Annotated in this window: 16 protein-coding genes; 4 read left to right on the top strand and 12 right to left on the bottom strand. The window is 65.4% G+C overall.

Annotation, left to right across the window (positions count from 1 at the left end):
- Window positions 1–32: 32 nt before the first annotated feature.
- On the top strand, window positions 33–494 hold the full coding sequence (locus ACFO0A_RS07645) for a Dps family protein (protein WP_379538414.1): 462 nt from the start codon (window positions 33–35) through the stop codon (window positions 492–494).
- A 3-nt stretch (window positions 495–497) separates the two neighbouring features.
- Here ACFO0A_RS07645 and gspN read toward each other — a convergent pair whose 3' ends face one another.
- From gspN to ACFO0A_RS07685, 8 genes are read right to left on the bottom strand one after another with little or no spacing between them, the layout of a single operon-like run.
- The gene (gspN, locus tag ACFO0A_RS07650) at window positions 498–1,244 is read right to left on the bottom strand and encodes a type II secretion system protein N (RefSeq protein WP_379538415.1); all 747 of its coding nucleotides are present in this window, start codon (window positions 1,242–1,244) and stop codon (window positions 498–500) included.
- Window positions 1,241–1,732, bottom strand: a complete 492-nt coding sequence (gspM, locus tag ACFO0A_RS07655) for a type II secretion system protein GspM (protein WP_379538416.1) — start codon at window positions 1,730–1,732, stop codon at window positions 1,241–1,243. The genes gspN and gspM overlap by 4 nt, the downstream gene beginning before the upstream one ends.
- Window positions 1,729–2,871, bottom strand: a complete 1,143-nt coding sequence (gspL, locus tag ACFO0A_RS07660; RefSeq protein WP_379538417.1) for a type II secretion system protein GspL — start codon at window positions 2,869–2,871, stop codon at window positions 1,729–1,731. Before gspL ends, gspM begins: the two co-directional genes overlap by 4 nt.
- Window positions 2,872–2,881: 10 nt before the next feature.
- Window positions 2,882–3,325, bottom strand: coding sequence for a type II secretion system major pseudopilin GspG (gspG, locus tag ACFO0A_RS07665; protein ID WP_379538418.1), 444 nt, complete (start codon window positions 3,323–3,325; stop codon window positions 2,882–2,884).
- Between the two features lie 10 nt (window positions 3,326–3,335).
- The gene (gene gspF, locus ACFO0A_RS07670) at window positions 3,336–4,565 is read right to left on the bottom strand and encodes a type II secretion system inner membrane protein GspF (RefSeq protein WP_379538419.1); all 1,230 of its coding nucleotides are present in this window, start codon (window positions 4,563–4,565) and stop codon (window positions 3,336–3,338) included.
- Window positions 4,565–6,175, bottom strand: a complete 1,611-nt coding sequence (gene gspE / locus ACFO0A_RS07675; protein WP_379538420.1) for a type II secretion system ATPase GspE — start codon at window positions 6,173–6,175, stop codon at window positions 4,565–4,567. Before gspE ends, gspF begins: the two co-directional genes overlap by 1 nt.
- Window positions 6,176–6,180: 5 nt before the next feature.
- A complete protein-coding gene (gspD, locus tag ACFO0A_RS07680) occupies window positions 6,181–8,409 on the bottom strand; it encodes a type II secretion system secretin GspD (protein ID WP_379538421.1) in 2,229 nt (742 codons plus the stop codon).
- Complete coding sequence (locus tag ACFO0A_RS07685; protein WP_379538422.1) at window positions 8,406–9,233, bottom strand: type II secretion system protein N; 828 nt, start codon at window positions 9,231–9,233, stop codon at window positions 8,406–8,408. Before ACFO0A_RS07685 ends, gspD begins: the two co-directional genes overlap by 4 nt.
- 163 nt (window positions 9,234–9,396) lie before the next feature.
- Between ACFO0A_RS07685 and ACFO0A_RS07690 the strand changes: the two genes are divergently transcribed.
- Window positions 9,397–9,900, top strand: a complete 504-nt coding sequence (locus ACFO0A_RS07690) for an NUDIX domain-containing protein (protein WP_379538423.1) — start codon at window positions 9,397–9,399, stop codon at window positions 9,898–9,900.
- Here the strand turns inward: ACFO0A_RS07690 and dinB are convergent.
- Entirely contained in the window at window positions 9,892–11,049 is a 1,158-nt protein-coding gene (gene dinB / locus ACFO0A_RS07695) for a DNA polymerase IV (RefSeq protein WP_379538424.1), read from the bottom strand. The genes ACFO0A_RS07690 and dinB overlap by 9 nt on opposite strands.
- A 108-nt stretch (window positions 11,050–11,157) precedes the next feature.
- Here dinB and ACFO0A_RS07700 point away from each other — a divergent pair, with 108 nt between their 5' ends.
- Window positions 11,158–12,432: a multidrug effflux MFS transporter gene (locus ACFO0A_RS07700; protein WP_379538425.1), complete on the top strand. Its 1,275-nt coding sequence runs from the start codon at window positions 11,158–11,160 to the stop codon at window positions 12,430–12,432.
- Here ACFO0A_RS07700 and ACFO0A_RS07705 read toward each other — a convergent pair.
- Window positions 12,409–13,950, bottom strand: coding sequence for an acyl-CoA carboxylase subunit beta (locus ACFO0A_RS07705; RefSeq protein ID WP_379538426.1), 1,542 nt, complete (start codon window positions 13,948–13,950; stop codon window positions 12,409–12,411). The two genes, ACFO0A_RS07700 and ACFO0A_RS07705, sit on opposite strands and share 24 nt — an antisense overlap.
- 56 nt (window positions 13,951–14,006) lie before the next feature.
- Window positions 14,007–15,554, bottom strand: a complete 1,548-nt coding sequence (locus tag ACFO0A_RS07710) for an FAD-binding oxidoreductase (protein ID WP_379538427.1) — start codon at window positions 15,552–15,554, stop codon at window positions 14,007–14,009.
- A gap of 149 nt (window positions 15,555–15,703) precedes the next feature.
- On the opposite strand from ACFO0A_RS07710, the gene ACFO0A_RS07715 reads away from it, so the two are divergent.
- Entirely contained in the window at window positions 15,704–17,074 is a 1,371-nt protein-coding gene (locus tag ACFO0A_RS07715; RefSeq protein WP_379538428.1) for a patatin-like phospholipase family protein, read from the top strand.
- Between the two features lie 7 nt (window positions 17,075–17,081).
- On the opposite strand, the gene ACFO0A_RS07720 is transcribed toward ACFO0A_RS07715, so the two are convergent.
- Complete coding sequence (locus ACFO0A_RS07720) at window positions 17,082–17,759, bottom strand: nitroreductase (protein WP_379538429.1); 678 nt, start codon at window positions 17,757–17,759, stop codon at window positions 17,082–17,084.
- Between the last annotated feature and the right edge of the window lie 438 nt (window positions 17,760–18,197).

Raw genomic sequence — 18,197 nt, forward strand, 5'->3', positions numbered from 1 at the left:
ATGGCAGATATCTGTCAGGATGGAGCATCGAGATGGCAACTACCGGCGACAACGCACGAACCGCACTGGTCGATTCACTGAATGGCCTGCTGGCGGACTTCTTCGCCCTCTACGTCAAGACCAAGAATTTCCACTGGCACGTCGCCGGGCCGAATTTTCGCGACCTGCACTTGCTCTTCGACGAGCATGCGACCGAAATCTTCGCATTGACCGATATCGTGGCGGAGCGCGTGCGCAAGAACGATGGCGATACGCTCACCTCGATCGGCGCGATCGGTGCAAAGACGCGGATTGCGGACAATGACACCCGCGGCCTCGATGCGATGACGATGGTTCGCGAACTTCATGCCGACAACGAGGCGCTCGTCGAAGCGATCCGCGAAGTTAAGTCGGCCGCGACCCAGGCCGGCGACAATGCAACCGAAGGAATGGCGGACGACTGGACCGACCAGGCCCAGCAGCGCGTCTGGTTCCTCGGTCAAATCCTCAAATAAGGATCATAGCTTCCCGCGTGAGGTGATGCCGATCCCGCCGGGTCTGCCCGTGAAGCCCATTTCGAGCAGCGGGGTTGATACCTCGACCGGCAGACCGGACAGGATGAGGTCGCTGCGCCAGCTTCCATCGGGTTCCAGGCGCAGGAAAAGCTTCTCCAGTCCGGTCGGCCCGGTCATCGGAACGTAGAGCGCGCCCTTGTCGCAGCGGGCCGAGCCCGTGAGAGCCACCTGCCCCGTCATCAGGTCGCTTAACGGTGAAAGAAACAATGTGAGCTGCCCGCCAGCGGATTCGCACCGTCCGCCGCTCATCGCCATGTGAAAATCCCGAAAGCCAAGTGCGGCCGCAGGCAAGGCGCCTAATGCGTCCCTCAGCGCCACCTGGCCCTGAACGTCGCGCAGCACGACAGAGCCTTCGCCTCCTCCTACGATGGCGCTGAAGGCAGGATCGGCGCCCAGCGCCGGGCGGTTCATAGAAAGTTCCGGACGGCCGATGAGAAGCGGCAAGGGACGTATGCCTGCATCGACGTTTCCGATCGGCAACGCGCCCAGCCGCAAGTCGCCGATCCGCCCAGCCCAGGCAGACCCCTCGACCGCGCTGGCGCTGAAGGTGCGCGGACCGGGATGCGCCCAACCCAGCACGAGGCGAAGCGGCAGGAGCGCAATCAGCATCGCGACGAACAGGGCCGCCAGCACCAGTTTGATGCGCGCGGTGAGCCTGCCGTCACGCAGGAATATCCACCGTTCGATCATTGCGCCCCCGCCGCTCCGCCAACGCGCCGCAGCGTGGCGTTCAGTGCGACACTGCCATCCGCGGCCGGTGTCATCGTCAGGTTGTCGAGAACGATTCCCTGCTCGGCAAGGCGATCGATCCAGGCGAGCGCGGCTGAAGGCCGCGCGGTGGGAATGGAGATCACCGTCCTATCGTCGCCGCGCGGCTGATTGGACTGGAGCACGAAGCCCGCCGTGTCGGCGCTGGTGGTCACGACCTGCGCGATAGGCCCCGCTAGTTGCGCACGTGCCGGGGCCGGAGCCTCAAGCGCCGCCAACTGGGACAGCAGGCGGCCACTCGACTCTACAGCGGCACGATGGCGGACATGGGCGGCGTCGTGCGCGCGGCCGAGCGGGAGGACGATCCCGTAGATCAGGAACAGCAGCGCGGCGAGCGTGCCTGCGATGCTCACCAACAATCGCTCGCGCGGAGTCAGCCCCCCATACCATGTGGTCACCCGAACCATCATGGCGCACGCACCGTGATTGCTGCGACGGTCGCGCCAGTTGGATCGGGCGCTAGCTGCGGCGGCACCGTTACCTGCCACCCATCACGCTGAAGCGCCATCAGCAGCTGGTTGACGGCATCCGCCGTCGGCGCAGCGGCCTGGAAACGCAAAGTCCCGTCTTCGACATAGCCCAGATCGCGCAGGGACACCGAGGGGATCGGGCGCATCGCAGCAAGCAGCGCCGATGCTGGGGCGGTAAAGCTGCCGCCGCCCTCGCCCCGCCGGGCCAGTTCAGCCGAGGCCAGCGACGTCGCGCTGGCCAGATCGACTGCCGCCGGAAAGCGCTTCTGCGCCGCCTCCAGCGCGGCATCTTCGCGTGCCCTGGCATCGAGATTGAGCTTCACCGTCTCGGTCGCCAAAACTAGGAATCCCAGCAATGCGGCAATCGCAGTCATGCGCGCGAGTTGCACCCAGTCCGGCAACCGGAAGAAGGACACGCGGCGCGGGGCGTAGATGCCTTGGCGCAAGTTCAGTGCTGGGTCCTCCCAGGTTGCGAGCAGTGCGTTCTCGAGATCGTCGACTGCGACCTGCTCTCCGCCGCCCAGCGCCTCGACCAAGTCAGGTTCGCCTGCGAAGGCGGCCTCGGGCGTGCGCGCCAGAGCCTGGTTCCCTAGTTGGCCCACTACTGTTCCGTCGTCATGGCCATAGGGCAGAACCAGCGCTGCCGGAACGAGCGCGGCCGGCACAAGGCCCGCTGCGGCCAGTTCGGCAAACCACAGGTCCATCGCTGCCGTACTGACGGTCGCGACCAGCAAGGCGCTTCCACCGTATTCGGCCACAGCGACATGCATTGGTCCCGGGGCGCCATCGGCCGCCTCGAGCCTTGCTGCGGCAAGCGCCTGGGCGAGCGGCATCGTTCCGCGCGGCCGCACCCGCACCGGCGCCATCGCACTGGGAACGAGGGCGACGACGCGGGCTTCGTCCCCCAGGTGCCCCCATGGCCGGTCCTCGCCCGGGGTAAAGCCATGCTCGGCGCCGAGGTCCTGGTCCTCGACCCGCCACCAGCGCCATTCTTCCCCTGGTACGGACGGCAAGAGAACGATCAGCCCGTCCCTGCCGGGCCCATCCTCTGCCCCATCAATGTAATCGACCGTCGTCACGTGCCGCCGGTCAGCGCTTGTCGGCGTAAATGTCGGCGTCGTTACCCTCTCCGCCCGGCTTGCCATCTGCGCCGAGCGAGAAGATGTCGAAGGGCCGACCGTCACGGCCAGGCACGACATACTGATAGGCTCTCCCCCAAGGGTCGGTCGGCAGATCCTTGATATATCCGCCCGAGCGGTAGTTTTGCGGCATCGCGAGGTTCGCCGGGGGCGTGCGCAGGGCGGAAAGCCCTTCGACCGCCCCAGGGTAGGTCGCGTTGTCGAGGCGGTACATTTCCATCCCCTGCGACATCGTCGCGATGTCGCTTTGCGCCTTCACCCGCATGGCCTTGTCCTGGCTTGGCAGGACATTGATCAGCACCACGGTGGCCAACAGGCCGATGATGAAGATCACCACCATCAGTTCGACCAGCGAGAAGCCGTTCGGGACGGCGGGGCTGCGGTGTTGCTTCATCCGTTTCATCCTAGAGTCCGGTCAGGTTCTGGAGCTGAAGGATGGGCATGAGGATCGCAAGGATGATCGTTGCGACCGCCCCGCCCATCACGACGATGATTGCCGGCTCCAGCAGCGCCATCGCCGCAGTTGTAAAGCTTTCAAATTCGCGCTCGAGATATTCTGCCGCGCGCTCCAGCATCGGTCCGAGCTGCCCCGCGGCCTCGCCGCTCGCCGCGAGATAGACCAGCAGCGGGGGAAATCGCCCGGCTTCGCGCAGCGCGGTTGACAGCGATCCGCCTGCGCGCACCTGCTCCGTGATCGTCTCAAGCGCGCGCCGCTGGACACTGTTGGATACGGTGCGACTGGCCAGCCGCAGGCCGTCGACCAGCGGCAGCCGCGCCTCGATCATCGTCGATAGCGTCCGCGCGAGGCTGGCCGCGTGCATGTCGCGGATCAGGCGCCCTACGAAGGGCAGGCGCAGCATGAGAGTGTCGAACCGGAGCCGGAACCCGGGATTGCGCAGGCCGCGCAGGAACACCAGGAGCGCCAGTGCGATGACGATCCCGAGCGCCCACCACCAGCTTGCGAGGAAGCGCGAGAGCCCGATGACCACACGAGTCAGCGCGGGCAATTGGCGACTTGCGTTGTCGAACTGCTCGACCACCCGCGGCACCACCGAGACCATCAGCCCGGTCACCACGCCAAGCGCGACGAGCGAGAGAATGATGGGATAGGCCAGCGCGCCCATGATCTTGCCCCGCACCTGGGCCTGGCGATCAAGCAATTCGGCAAGCCGGTTCGCGATGGCCGGCAGGCTGCCGGAATTCTCGCCCGCCGCGATCATCGCGCGGTAGATCGGGGGAAAGCTGGGCTCCTCGCGGCGCATCGCGTCGGCCAGCGGCAGGCCTTCGACGATGCCGGCGTGGACGTTGCCAAGGATGGCGCGCGCCCTGGGCTTCTCGGTCTGGCGGCTGATCGTCCGGAGCGCTTCCTCAAGCGGACTGACGACCATGAGCGAAGCGAGTTGGCGGGTGAACAACGCAAGCTGCTTGGCGTTGAGACGTGAGGCAAACAACGCGAGACCGGAAGTTGTGACTGCGGCCCGGCTGGCGGACGCGGCAGCGTCGGGGCCCAGACGCACCACATGCCAGCTGCGCCCGGCAAGTCGCTCGGCTGCCTGGGCCTGGCCCGGCGCCTCGATAGCACCACGCCGCTCGTTGCCCTTGGGGTCGATCGCGAGATAGGCGAACCGCGGCACTAGCCGGCTCCCGACGTATCGATGCGGCGCGTGATCCGCAGCGCCTCTTCGGGCGTGGTTTCCCCCGCCAGGACGAGCTCGCGCGCCGAGCGGGACAGGTCGCTGGCATCACTGAACGCGTAGCGGGCGATGGTCGCCTCGTCCGCGTTATCGTGGATCATCGCTCGAATCTTGTCATCCACACGCAGCGTCTCGAACACGCCGATCCGGCCGGTGAAACCCGTCTGCCCGCACTCCGGGCAACCTTGCGCATGGTAAACCGTCGATCCTTCGGGAATGGAGAGCATCTCGGCGAGAGGAGCACTGATCCGTTCGGGCTTCCGGCAGGCCTTGCAAAGTCGCCGGACGAGCCGCTGCGCGACGACAGCGCGCAGCGTCGACGCCAGCAGGAAAGGCTCCACCCCGATGTCGCGCATCCGGGTAAGTGCGCCGGCGGCGTCGTTCGTATGGACCGTGGATAGCACCAAGTGCCCCGTCAGCGATGCCTGCACCGCGATTTCCGCGGTCTCGCGGTCACGGATTTCACCAACCATGACGACGTCGGGGTCCTGGCGAAGGATCGCGCGCAGTCCGGCGGCGAACGTCATGCCGACCTTTGTGTTGACCTGTGTCTGCCCGACCCCATCCACCGCATATTCGACGGGATCCTCGACTGTCAGGATGTTGCGTGCGCCGTCATTGAGCTGGCGCAGCGCGGCGTAGAGCGTAGTCGTCTTGCCCGATCCTGTAGGGCCGGTGACGAGAATGATGCCGTTGGGCTCGGCCAGGGCGCGGTTCAGAACCTCGGCAGTATGGCCGTCAAGCCCCAGGTGCCCCAAGTCCAGCCCTGCGTTCTCCTTGTCGAGCAGGCGCATCACCACCCGCTCGCCCGCCCGACTGGGAAGCGTGGAAACACGCACGTCGACCAGCTTTCCGCCGAGCGACAGGCCGATCCGGCCATCCTGCGGCACTCGCCGTTCGGCAATGTCGAGGCGCGCCATGACCTTGATCCGGCTGACCAGCACCGGAGCGACGTGGGGCGGCATGCGCAGCTTCTCGGTCAATACGCCGTCGACGCGCATGCGAACGACGAGCGCGGTTTCGTAAGGCTCGATGTGAATGTCGGAAACGCCTTGGCGCAGGCCTTCGGCGATAAGGCCGTTGATCAGGCGGATCGCTGGCGCGTCATCCGCGCTGTCGAGCAGGTCCTCGGCCGAAGGGAGGCCCAGCGCCAGTGGATCGAGGCCATCGCCGGCAATGCCCATGTCCGACGCGACTGCCGCCGCGCTGCCGTCTAGTGCATAGCTTTCGCCCAGCAGCTTCTCGAACGCGGGTGCATCGACGCGCTCGATCCGTAACGGGCGGGCAAACGCGCGCCGCCATTCGAGCAGGCCGAGCGGATCCGCGCCCTCGCGCATCGCCAGGCGCAGCGCGTCGCCGTCCTCGCCCAGCACAAGGAAGCCGGCATCGCGTGCGGCGGGATAGGGGATGACGGGCAGGTCGATGAACGCCGCAGGCTCGGCAACGCTGATCGCGTCGACCAGCGCGACATCGTCCGAAACGGCGACTCCTGCAATCGGCGCGTCGACAGCGCCGGCGGCCTGTTCATCGTTGCCGCGGCGGATTCGCATCGCGCCTACTGCCCCGGCGTCGCATTGCTCGGCGGCAGCTGCACAGGCGCGAGCGGCACGGCCTGCGGACGCGGCTCGGGCGCGATCACGACGTCGCCGGAGGAGGGAACCGCACCGACCGGCAGCGGCGGCACCGCTCCCATGTAGTCGACTACGAGCTGGTCGATGGACGGTTCGACCTTTGGATTGAACTGGCGCTGAGCTTCCCTGATCACGCCATAGCGGCGCGCCGTCGTGGCCTCGCGGTCGGCCTGGCTGCGCAGAATGGTGGGACGGATGAAGACCATCAGGTTGGTCTTCACGCGGCTCTTCCCACGGGATTTGAACAGTTCGCCCAGCACCGGAATGTCGCCGAGCAGCGGGATCTTGTGGATCGTACGGCGCTCGTTGTCGTCGAGCAGCCCGCCAAGCACCGCGATCTCGCCGCTGGTAACGGTGATGGTCGTCTTGATCTCGCGCTTGTTGATGATGAGCTCGTTGAAGTTGTTCGAGACCGGTCCGACGATCGAACTTACTTCCTGGCGCAGGTCCAGGCGGACTTCGTTGTCGGCATTGATCTGCGGCGTCACGTCGAGCTCGATGCCGACGTTCTGGCGCTGGATCGTGCGGAAAGCGTTATCGAAGTTGTTCGAAAGCGCCTCGCCTGTGGAAACCGGGATTTCCTGTCCGAACAGGATCGAGGCCGGCACGTTGTTGTTCGTCGTGATATGCGGCGTGGACAGGATGTTCGAGTTGCTGTCGGCCTGCACCGCATTGATGAGCACACCCAGGGCCGCATTCTGACCCACGTTGGTGTAGCCCCCGAAGTAGCCGCCCTGGGCCGCGCTCGCGGCATTGATGGCGTTCAAGCGAAGCTGGTCGGCAGCCGCGCTGTTGGTCGACGTGGTTACGGTGTTTCCGTTGATGACGGTCGTCGTCTGGTCGATCTGGTCGGCCAGCAAGCCGCCGGCAAGGTCGATGATGTTGGGAACCACGTTGGCGAAGTTCGTCACCGCGAAGGGCACGTTCTTGCCGCCGAAGAGGAACTGGACGCCAAGCTGCTTGGCAACGTTGTCCGATACCTCGACGATGATCGCCTCGACCAGCACCTGGTCCTGCCTCTGGTCCAACTGACGGACGAGTTCGCCCAGCCTGCGCTGGATGTCGACGGGCGCGGAGATGATCACCGCATTGGCCCCCGGATAGCGCGTGATCACGGCATTTCCGCGTCCGCCCGCAAGCTGGATTTGCCCGTTGCCGAGGCCCGAACCGATGTTGGCGGAAGCCCCGCCGCCGGTAGTCGCGGTAACCGTGCTGCTGCCGGCAGCGGCGGAATTGCCCCCGCGCGTGCCCGTCGTCCCGCCGAGCGAGACTGGAGGAGGAGAACTTGAAGCGATCTCGCCCCCGCCCGATCCGCCGATCAGCCGTTCGAGCATCGGCACCATCGTCGCGGCATCGGCATAGTCGAGCCATATGACCTTGATGTCGCTGCCGCCCGCCGCCCGGTTGTCGAGTTCCCGGGCAGTCGCGGCAAGGTTTGCGAGAGTCGCAGAATCGCCGCGCAAGAGGATGGCGTTGGAGCTGTCGACTGCAACCACGGAGGCCAGCGGAACCGCACCCTCCGCAGCGGCGGGAACGAGTTGGGTTAACGCCGCCGCAATCTCGCGCGCTCCGGTGTGCTCCAGCGTGACGAGCCTTGTGGTCGTGGTGTCGCGGCGGTCGATCTGCCCAAGAAGGGTGCGAATTCGGCGCATGTTGTCGGCATAGTCGACGATGACGAGCGAATTGCCCGAGCGGTTGGCGGTGATCGAGCCTTCGCGGCTGACCAGCGGCCGCAAAGTTTCGACCGCCTGCGCTGCGTCGATGGTGCGCAGGCGGATGACCTCGGTCACGAGCTGGTTGCGCGCCGCGCCGCGGCTGCCGATGCGCGATGGCTGGGTCGCAGCACCCTCGGCCGGCTGGATCCGGAAGCCGCCGTTGCCCGTGGGGATCGCGACAAGGCCATTGGCGCGCAGCGTGGAAAGGAAGACCTCGAAATATTCCGATCGGCTGAGCGGCCGGTCGCTGACGACCGAGACTTTGCCCTGAACGCGGCCGTCGACAATGAACGTGCGTCCGGTCACTTGGGCCGCGTCTTCGACGAAGGCGCGAATATCGGCCTCGCGCACGTTGAGAACGTATTGGGCGGATGCCACTTCGGGGAGCGCCATCAGCACGAGTGCCGCGGCTGCGAACAGGCGGTTTCGAAGCTTCATTGCGCCAGGGAAATCGCTAGCGGCAGTTGCTGGCCGCCGCGTCGGACCATCACCGTAACCGCGCCGCCGGGCTTGAGCGATGCGGCGAGCGCGGCGCCATCGGCCGGGCTGGTCACCGCCTTGCCGCCGACGCTGGTAATTACGTCTCCCGGCAGAAATCCTGCCGCGCGAAACGCGCCGCCATCGGCAGTCGCACTGACTTCAAGACCCATTACCCGTCCATTTTCCGCGCGCGGTTGAAACGAAACTCCCCGACGCAAACCGTCGACAGTCAGCGCCTGGGACGGCTGTGCGGGCTGCGGTTGCGGCTGGTTAGAGCCGGCGACCACGGCCTGCGCGTTGGTCGCCGGTTTCGACTGATCGAGATAAAGCAGTTCATTATTGCCGTTATGTGACAAACTCACATGGTCGAACGCGACCCCCGCAAGCGTCACCCCGGGCATGACTTCCGTCCCCACGCGATAGACGTGCTGGATGCCGTCGGCGCCCGAAATGATCGCGCTGCCGCCACCGGTCGCGGCGTTCACCCGCACTCCGAACAGGGTAAGCGCAAGAGAGGTGACGACATCGACGGTCGCCGTGCCTTGCACGGTCCGGTTGCGGTTGAAGGGATCGAATCCCGCAAACAGCGCGGCGCGCGCTTGGGGGCTGAGAACGCGAACGGTCGCCGGCCGCCAGTCGCCCAGCGGGGAAACCGGGGTCACGATCATCCATGCCAATTGTGCGCCGAGGATCGCGATCAGCGCGGCAAGCGCCCACCAAAGGACGTCATGAAGGCCAAGACGCGACGATCGCGCGCCCGCAAACGAGAATCTCTCACGCACGAATCGCAAAGTGGACCGCCCTCCTCCGATGCATGTCCTAGCGCTGCGTCGTTGGATTCACAAAAGATTGCGGCATTTCGGTGACCCGACCTTTTAGGTCAATCAAGCGGACATTGTATTGAGCAAGCTGTCATGGGCCGGGCGTTCGGTGCAAACTCGAGCGATGGCTTTGCCCGTTCCCGCTTTCGCCCATCGTCTGGCGCTCAAGATCGCGCACCGAGTGCGCCTTGTTTACTGGCGAGCATCCGGGGCTGAAGTTCACGGCTGCAATGTAGTCGTCAGCGACAATCAGGGCGCGATCCTGCTGGTCCGGCACAGCTATCAGGCCAGCGGCTTGTGGATGCTTCCCGGAGGCGGATTGAAGCGCGGCGAACATGTCGCAAACGCGGCCGTTCGCGAGGTGTTGGAGGAAACCGGCTGCCGGATAGTCGAGATCGCGACCTTTGGGGTGGACCGGACCACATTTGGCGGCGGGAGCCGAAACAACGTCCACCTCGTCAGCGCGGCCACCTCCGATTCACCGCAAGCCGACGGGCGCGAGTTGTTGGAGGCCGCGTTCTTCGCGCTCGATGCCCTTCCGGCGGAGATCACCGGCGCCGCTGCCGAGCGGGTCAGGCGATGGTTGGAATGGCGCGTCTCTGTCGAGGCCGACGCAGGATCAGAATAGCGCGAGTTGCTCGCGTGGTCCCGGTTCCTGCCGGTCGTCACGCTCATTTTCGCGCGACTGATCGAACTCAAGCGCGGATAGTCCCAACCCCATCAGGCGGACGGGCTGTGGCAGCGGCAGGAGGCTGTCGAGGAGTGCATGACCGATGGCGGCGAAATCCGTGCGCGAATCCACCGCCCGCGCGACCGAGCGCGACCGGGTGAGCGACTGGAAATCGGCGAAGCGAAGTTTGAGCGTCACCGTCCGCCCGCGCGAGCGGCTCCGCTCGATCCGCTCCCACGAAGCTTCGACGATGTTGTCGAGCGCTTCGCGCAGCAAGGATCCGGACGACAGGTCGCGGTCGAACGTGCGCTCGGCGCTTACTGACTTGCGCTGGCGGTGGGCCTTCACCTGGCGCAGGTCGATCCCGCGAGCGGCCCGGAAGAGATAGTCCGCCATCGAACCGAAGTGGGCACGGAGGAATGCAAGGTCGTGCGCTGCGAGGTCAGCTCCGGTTTCGATCCCCAGCGTTGCCATGCGCTCTGCTCCCCGCGGGCCCACGCCGTGGAATCTGCGGATCGGCATGCCGGCCACGAACGCTGCCCCTTCCCCCGGACGAACAACACACAAGCCATCGGGCTTGTTCTGATCGCTGGCGAGCTTGGCGATGAACTTGTTGTACGAAACACCGGCACTGGCGGTCAGTCCGGTATCGCTCTTGATCCGCGCCCGGATAAGCTGGGCGATGCGCGTTGCCGAGCCGATCCCGCGGATGTCGTCGGTCACATCAAGATAGGCTTCGTCCAGGCTCAACGGTTCGACATGTGGGGTATAGTCGAGGAAGATCGCGCGAATTTGCTCGGAAACCTGCTTGTAAACCTCGAACCGCGGCTTGCGAAAGACCAGGTCGGGGCACAGGCGCACCGCATGCGCCGAAGCCATCGCGGATCGCACGCCGAACCGCCGTGCTTCATAGCTCGCCGCAGCCACAACCCCCCGCTCGGACGATCCTCCGACGGCAAGCGGACGGCCGCGCAGTGACGGATCGTCGCGTTGTTCCACGCTGGCATAGAAGGCATCCATGTCGACGTGAATGATCTTGCGCAGCCCTTCGGCCGGGGCGTCCGGCATTGCTTCGTCGTACGCTTCCGGATCAGCGTGATCGTCCATTTTGGCAGTCTAGACGGGTCTGCTTCCAAGGGAAATCAGTTACGAAAGCAACTCACTTAGCGCAAAAGGGGGTGGCCATGCTGCGCTGCAGCGTGCAAGGACGAAGCGATGCACGGTCCGCTTCCCTCTCCCGAGCAGCCGACCTCAGCGCACCGCGAAATTCATCACTTCGAATTCATTGCGCTGATGGCGGCACTCATGGCTCTCCAGGCGCTCGCCATCGACGCGATGCTCCCGGCGCTCGGCGACATCGCATCTGCGCTTGGCGTGTCCGATCCCAATCGCCGCCAGCTCGTGGTCGGCATCTTCCTGGTGTGCAGCGGCCTTGGCTCGCTCTTTCCCGGTTCGCTGGCCGATCGCTATGGCCGGCGCCCTGTCCTCTTGGTCTGTCTGGGCGGATATGTCGCGCTGTCGCTCGCCTGCGCGGTCGTGATGCAGTTCGACGCGCTGCTCGGTCTGCGGGCCGTTCAGGCGCTCGCCAGCGCGGGACTTTCCGTCCTGCCGAGCGCGATCATTCGCGACCGCTTCGGCGGAGACCGGATGGCGCGGATGCTGTCCACGGTCTCGATCGTGTTCATGCTGGTGCCGATGATCGCGCCGACGATGGGCCAGGCCGTGCTTCTCGTCGCGGGATGGCGCTGGATCTTCGTCGTGCTTGGCGCCCTGGCCTCGCTGGTGGGACTGTGGGTCTGGCTGCGGTTGCCCGAAACCCTGCACCCCGATTACCGCCAGCCGATCGAGGTCGGGCCGATCCTGCGCAACATGGGCGCGTCGCTGCGCGATCGGGGTTCGATCGGCTACGTTTTCGGCAGTGCGCTCGTGATGGGCGCCATGTTCGGCTACATCAATTCTGCCCAGCAACTCGTGGGCGAGCATTTCGGAGCGGGGCCGCGCTTCCCGCTGCTGTTCGGCGCCACGGCGCTGATGCTGGCCATCGCAAACCTCGTCAATTCGCGGATCGTGGAGCGTTTCGGGGCACGGCGCGTGTCGCACACGGCTGTCCTGATCTACATCGTCGTCGCGGGTTTCCAGGTGCTGCTGTCGCATCTGCCCGGGCAAACGCTCTACAGTTTCATGCCGATGATGGCGATGAACATAGCGCTTCTGGGCTTCATCGGCGCGAACTTCGGCTCGATCGCGCTGCAGCCGTTCGCACGCATCGCGGGCGCTGCCGCATCGGTGCAGGCTTTCGTGCGCATGGTCATCGGCGCGGGCTTGGGGATCGTCATCGGCCAGGCGTACGACGACAGCGCGCGCCCTCTGTCATGGGCACTGCTCCTTTGCGGCCTGACGTGCCTTGCGCTGGTGCTGTTCAGCGAGCGCGGCCGTCTTTTCCGCCGGCTGACGCCGCCTGGCGGCTCACGGCCCGTCGCCCAACCCTAGCCTCCGCCACGCCAGTTCGGCGAACTCGCACAGAAGAGGCCGGGTATCGCGCGGGTCGATGATGTCTTCGATCCCGAACCGTTCGGCGGTCCGGAAGGGCGAGCGCACCCGGTTTAGTCGAGCGCGAATTTCCTCCAGCGCAGCGTCGTAGTCTTCCGCGGCTTCGAGGTCCGACTTGTACGCCACCTCGATCCCGCCTTCGATCGGCAGGCTGCCCCAGTCTCCCGATGGCCAGGCGAAGCGGTACTGGAATGCGTCGGCGTTGCTCATCGCGCTTCCTGCGATGCCATAGGCGCGCCGCACGACCACGGACGCAAGAGGCACTGTGGCCCGGTAAATCGCGTTCATCGCGTCGACGCCATAGCGGATCGTGCCTGCGACTTCGGCCGCCTGACCGATCATGAAGCCAGGGTTGTCGACAAGGTGGACGATGGGCAGGCGGAACTGGTCGGCCAGCTTTACCAGGCGCTTGGCCTTCTCGCTGGTCTTGGCTTCCCAGGATCCCCCGAGGAAACTGGGATCGCTCGCGAGAACGGCCACCGGCCACCCGTCGAGCCGCGCCAGTCCGGTGATCGCGGCCCGGCCCCAGTTTGCCCCGATCTCGAACAGGCTGTCCTTGTCGAGAACCGCCTGGAGTACCCGGCGCATGGAATAGACCTGCTTGTCCGCACGGGGAACGATCGAGAGCAGCATGTCTTCGCGCCGGTCTGCGGGATCGGAGCAGTGTGCGCGCGCGGCCAGTTCCCCGACCGACGAGGGCAGGTACGACAAGAAACGCCGCGCCCGCGCAAAGGCCTCGGCTTCGCTGGCGACCTCGTCATCCACAACGCCGTTGCGGGTGTGTATCTCACTGCCGCCAAGGCCCTCCTTGTCGGCGGTCTGCTGGCGGGAATCGATCGCCGCGACCACCGCCGGACCGGCGGCGAAGAGCTGCGACAGTCCACGCACCATCACCGAGTAATGGCTCGCCACGACACGTGCCGCGCCAAGTCCTGCCGTAGGCCCCAGCGACAGCGCGACGACTGGCACGGTATCGAGATTGCGAACCACGTCGCTCCATCCGTGGACCGCCGGAACATAGGTTGCGCCGATCGTCTCCAGGGTCTTCACGGAACCGCCGCCGCCGGTCCCGTCGATCATCCGCACCAGCGGTATCCGCAAGGAGTGCGCCATCGCCTCGCACTGTGTCATCTTGCGAGCGATCGAGGCATCGGCGGAGCCGCCGCGAACGGTGAAATCGTCGGCCGAGACCACCACGGGACGGCCTTCGATGTTGGCGCGGCCGAAGATCAGCGTGGCCGGGGACAGCCCTTCCAGGGACCCGTCCTCGGCATATGTCCCTCGACCCGCAATCTTGCCGATCTCGCGAAAGCTGCCGGCATCGACGATCCCGGCAATCCGCGCCCGCGCGTCCAGCTTGCCGCGGGCGTGCTGACGGGCAAGCTTCTCCGCGCCACCCATCTTCTCGGCCATCGCCTCGCGCCGGCGCAGTTCTTCGAGTTCGGGTTGCCAGCTCACGCGTTTCTCCTCCGCCGCAATTCCGTGTGGCACGCCTCGGCCGTGCGCGCAAAGCGCTAGACAAGGCCCCACGCGCGCAACGCGGGACTGGCGAACAAATGACGCGCATCTGCTGGCACCAGACGGCCGCGGGCGGCAGTCCATCGTCCTGCGGCGCTGGCCGGATCGGCCGCATCTCCGAACTGCCGACGAACCAGCCCGGCATCTCCCGTATCGAGCTTGCCCCAGTGCGGCACGTAGTCAAATCGGCCGGCCAGGCTGTCGCGCGTCCAGGCGGACGCATCGCGCGACCATGGCGAGTCCATGAACCCTTCCATGTCGACAACCGCGGTGTCGGCAAATCGCGTGAACGCCATCGCTCCCGCCGCGGCGGTTACGAACCGCAGGGTGTAGAGAAGGTGGCGCCGGCGATGGAGAAGTGGCTCGCGCGCCAGCCCGTCGCTCATCGCCTGGCACATCACCGGAAGCGTGTCGATCATCATCCTTCGGTCTAGCGCGATGGCGGCGGTGCGGATGCGCGCCTTCAGGATCGTGCTCGGCGGTTTGCCGTGGATCGTGCCCCATGACACTGCTCCTTCGGGCAGGCCGCGCGCAGTCTCCTTGAAGAACAGTGGGCTGGCATAGACTGCGAAGAGATCGGGCACGTGGTTGATGATCCGCGCGATGATGTCGAGCGACGGTTCGATCTCGATGGACGCCAGCCCCGCCTCCAGGGCCTCGACATCGTAATACAGGCTATGGAGCGCCTTGCTGCCCCAGGGATCGTAGGGGTCGACTTGCACTTCGTAATAGGCGGGCGCGTCGCGCCCTCCGAGCGCCGTCGCAACCGCCTCGAAATCTCCTCGTGAGATCTGATCCAGCCAGTTCCGATCGACTTGGTGACGAACACGCTGAACGGCGAATAGACGCTTCACGTCGAGTTCGACGACCAGCCCGTTTACCACGCCCATCCCGCCAAGGTGTACGAGGCAGCCATCGAAGATGGCGTCATCGCGAATCACCTCATCGGCAAAGACGAGGGCCGCCGCATCGGAAAGAACGGGGCGGGATGCCGGTTCGACATAGACCGAGCGATCCGGGGCGGTAACGAAGTGAAGCCCGCGGATCATGTTCTGGATCGCACCGTAACCGAGGCGCGAACCGTTCACTCCAGTGGCGATCGAACCCGCCATCGACTGACCCATGTACGAGCCGCAGGTGAAGATCGCCCGGTCGCGAGCCTCGGCAAATTCGGACAATTGCCAGATCTTCGCTCCGCCGCTGGCATAGGCCAGCCGGTCGGCAGGCACCGCGGGGTGCGGGACGAGGTCACCAGGAAACACCGGCGACACCGCGCAAAAAGCCGCTGGATCGAACTGCACGTCGCCGATGTCGAGCAGGCTCGATAGGCTCCACCCCGAGCCCAGCGTCAGCAACCGGCCTGCTTCGTCGCCAAGCCCGCCGATCAATGAGCGCACCGCCGCAGCGGTCGCCGCAAAGCGCGCAGGCCCCGGCAGACCGGATTCGCTTCCAGCGCTCGCGTACGCGGCGATCTTCGCCGTGTGTGCGATGTTCAGGTGGTAGTTGCTCCAGGGTTGCCCCTGGCCTTGTTCGATCGTGGCCATCCGCGCGTTTCCCCCTCGCCGGGCGCATCAGAACACGCCGGAGCACGACCGCGCAATCCCTTGTCGCAACAGTAATCTTCGTCGTGCATTGCCTTGCCCAGTGCATGACGCCATCGTGCAGTCTTGCTGACGATCCGGGGGGAACGGCAATGCGGAATTTCCTGACAATTGCGGTGCTCGGTCTGCTGTGCGGCGGGTGCGCGATCCAGCCGCTCCGTCTCGACGATTGTCCCAAATTCGCAAGCTATACTTACGCGCTCCCCGACAGCGGCATCGTCGACGACATCCATGGGGACCTTTCGCCTCCAACCGTCACAGAACGCGTGGGAAGCGCGCCGAATGCCGCCGCGCCGGATTCTGCCCGGACCGGGCTTGCCGCGCGTATCCTGCGCCAGCGCACTCAGAACGGGCTTATCGAGAGCGGAACACCCCCCGCGATCCTGATGCTGTCGGGTGGCGGCCAGTGGGGAGCTTACGGTGCCGCGTTCCTCGAGCAGGTGGCTTCTCGCAGGGACGGCGCGCTGCCGCCGCTGGAACTGGTCACCGGGGTAAGCACCGGCGCCATGCAGGCCATCTTCGCCGGTCAGGCCATGGACGGCCCAGAGCGGCAGAAGGCGCTTTCCGACCTCGTGGCCGAGTATTCGATTACCGACGAAAGCCAGATCGTTAAGCGCGACGATACGATTGGCCTCATCCGCTATGGCGCGATGGCGCGGCTCGGGCCGCTGCGCCGCAAGATCGAGGATGCGCTATGCGCCGGCGGCGATGCGAACGATCCCTGCCCGCGGATATCCGCCTTAGGATCGGTTCACGGACCGACAGTCGTCGTAGGCTTCGTCGACGCCGTCGACGGCAATTTCCGCTACGTCATCCTCAACGAGTTTGCCGAGCAGATGAAGGCAGGTCGCCTGTCGCCGCATCAGGCGCAGCAGTGCATCGCCGCTTCCGTACTGGCCTCTGCCGCGATGCCGCTGTTCTATCAGCCCGTGGTCATTGCCAAGCGCACGTACTTCGATGGCGGCGCGCGCGCTTCGGTGTTCGAGGCGGCCGTTGAGCGGCTGGTTGCCCCGGAAAGCCTAGTCGCAGAGGCGCAAACCAAGCGCAGTCCCCCGATGGGCCCGCTGCTGGAGATGGCCAGGCAGCTACCCCCGCGAACAGTCTATGTGCTGCGCAATGGCCCGACGTATCCCCGCTCGCTGGCCTACAAGGAGGTCGTCGGGGGAATCGAAGCGGCGCGGCGGGCCTACGCGATCATGGTCAACCAATCGGAGGTGTCCTCGGTCGCGGCGATCCGCCTGTCGCGCCCGCGTGACGATCTCTGGCTGACGAGCGCGGACGGGTGGGATGGCAAACTGCCGCCTGATGTCTCCGGCGACGGCGCCGGATCGGGCTGCGTGGCGGCGAACGACAAGGCGATGTTCGATCCGCAGTTCATGCGCTGCCTTCGCGGCCTTGGCCGGCTGAAGGCATCGCGGCCTCATCCCTGGCATGCGATCGAGAAGATCGAACTCGCGCCCTAGGTACGTCCTAGTCGGGAAAGCCGACGAATACCGTAGCGTCCTCGACGGCCCGGCGCTCGGACACGACCGCGTTGGCGGGAAACGACTCGTCGGGCCAGCCCAGCGCGATGCTTTTCATGATGACCTGGTCGTCAGGGATGCCGGCATGCTGGCGCACGACTGGCGATTGCATGATGCCCTGGCTGTTGATGACAGTACCCAGCCCGCGCGACCATGCCGCGTTCACCAGCGCGGTCGCGACCGCTCCGCAATCGAACGGAGTATCGTCGCTACCATCGAGGACGCGGTCGTAAGTCACGATCACGCACACCGGCGCGTCGAACTGGCGAAAGCCGCGAAGCACCCAGTCCTGCCGCCGATCGGCATCGTCGCGCGCGATGCCCATCGCCGAGAACAGCTGCTTGGCGACGCCAACCTGGCGGTCGCGATGCGGACCGGCAAAGGCCTGCCCGGTGCGAAACTCGCGGGACTGCGGAACGCCCGCGATCATCCGTTCGGTATTCCCGGCGCGAATGCGGTCAAGCGGCTCGCCCGTGATGACGTAGAAGTTCCACGGCTGCGTGTTCATCGATGAAGGAGCCCGCATGGCCAACGCGATGATCTCCGCGATCAGGGCCTTGGGCACCGGATCGGGCTTGTAACCGCGAATGCTGCGGCGGCCGAGGATGACTTCATCGAATCTCATGCTGGTACCTTCGCGATCACTGTCGGGACTGAGCGATGCCCTTTCACGCCGTACGCGGCCAAATGCAATGGAATCGGTCACCGGGAATCACTGACGAAGGGAAGCGTTGCGGCAACCTTGGCGCCCGGCAGGGCGGTAGATGCGAACTACCCGCGGAGGTGGAAGCGGTCACTCACCAGTGGGACTTAATAAAGTTGTCACGCCTGCAACAATTGCGGATGATTAACGGTATAACTTACTTCTAGGCATAGATTTTATACGGTTAGCTTGTTTATAACCTAAATATAACAACTTAAAATAGAAGTTTGCAGTAATCAGAAAATATCCTGCCGTTGTTGCAAGTAGCCCGATGGTTCGATACATAGCCACATCAGAAAATAATCGGATCGTCCACGCGCATTGGGTTTGCGCTCCCTAACGGGAGTAGGCCATGTCTCG

Origin of the sequence: Novosphingobium tardum, assembly GCF_042652045.1 — a bacterium.
GTDB classification, from domain to species: Bacteria; Pseudomonadota; Alphaproteobacteria; order Sphingomonadales; family Sphingomonadaceae; genus Novosphingobium; species Novosphingobium tardum.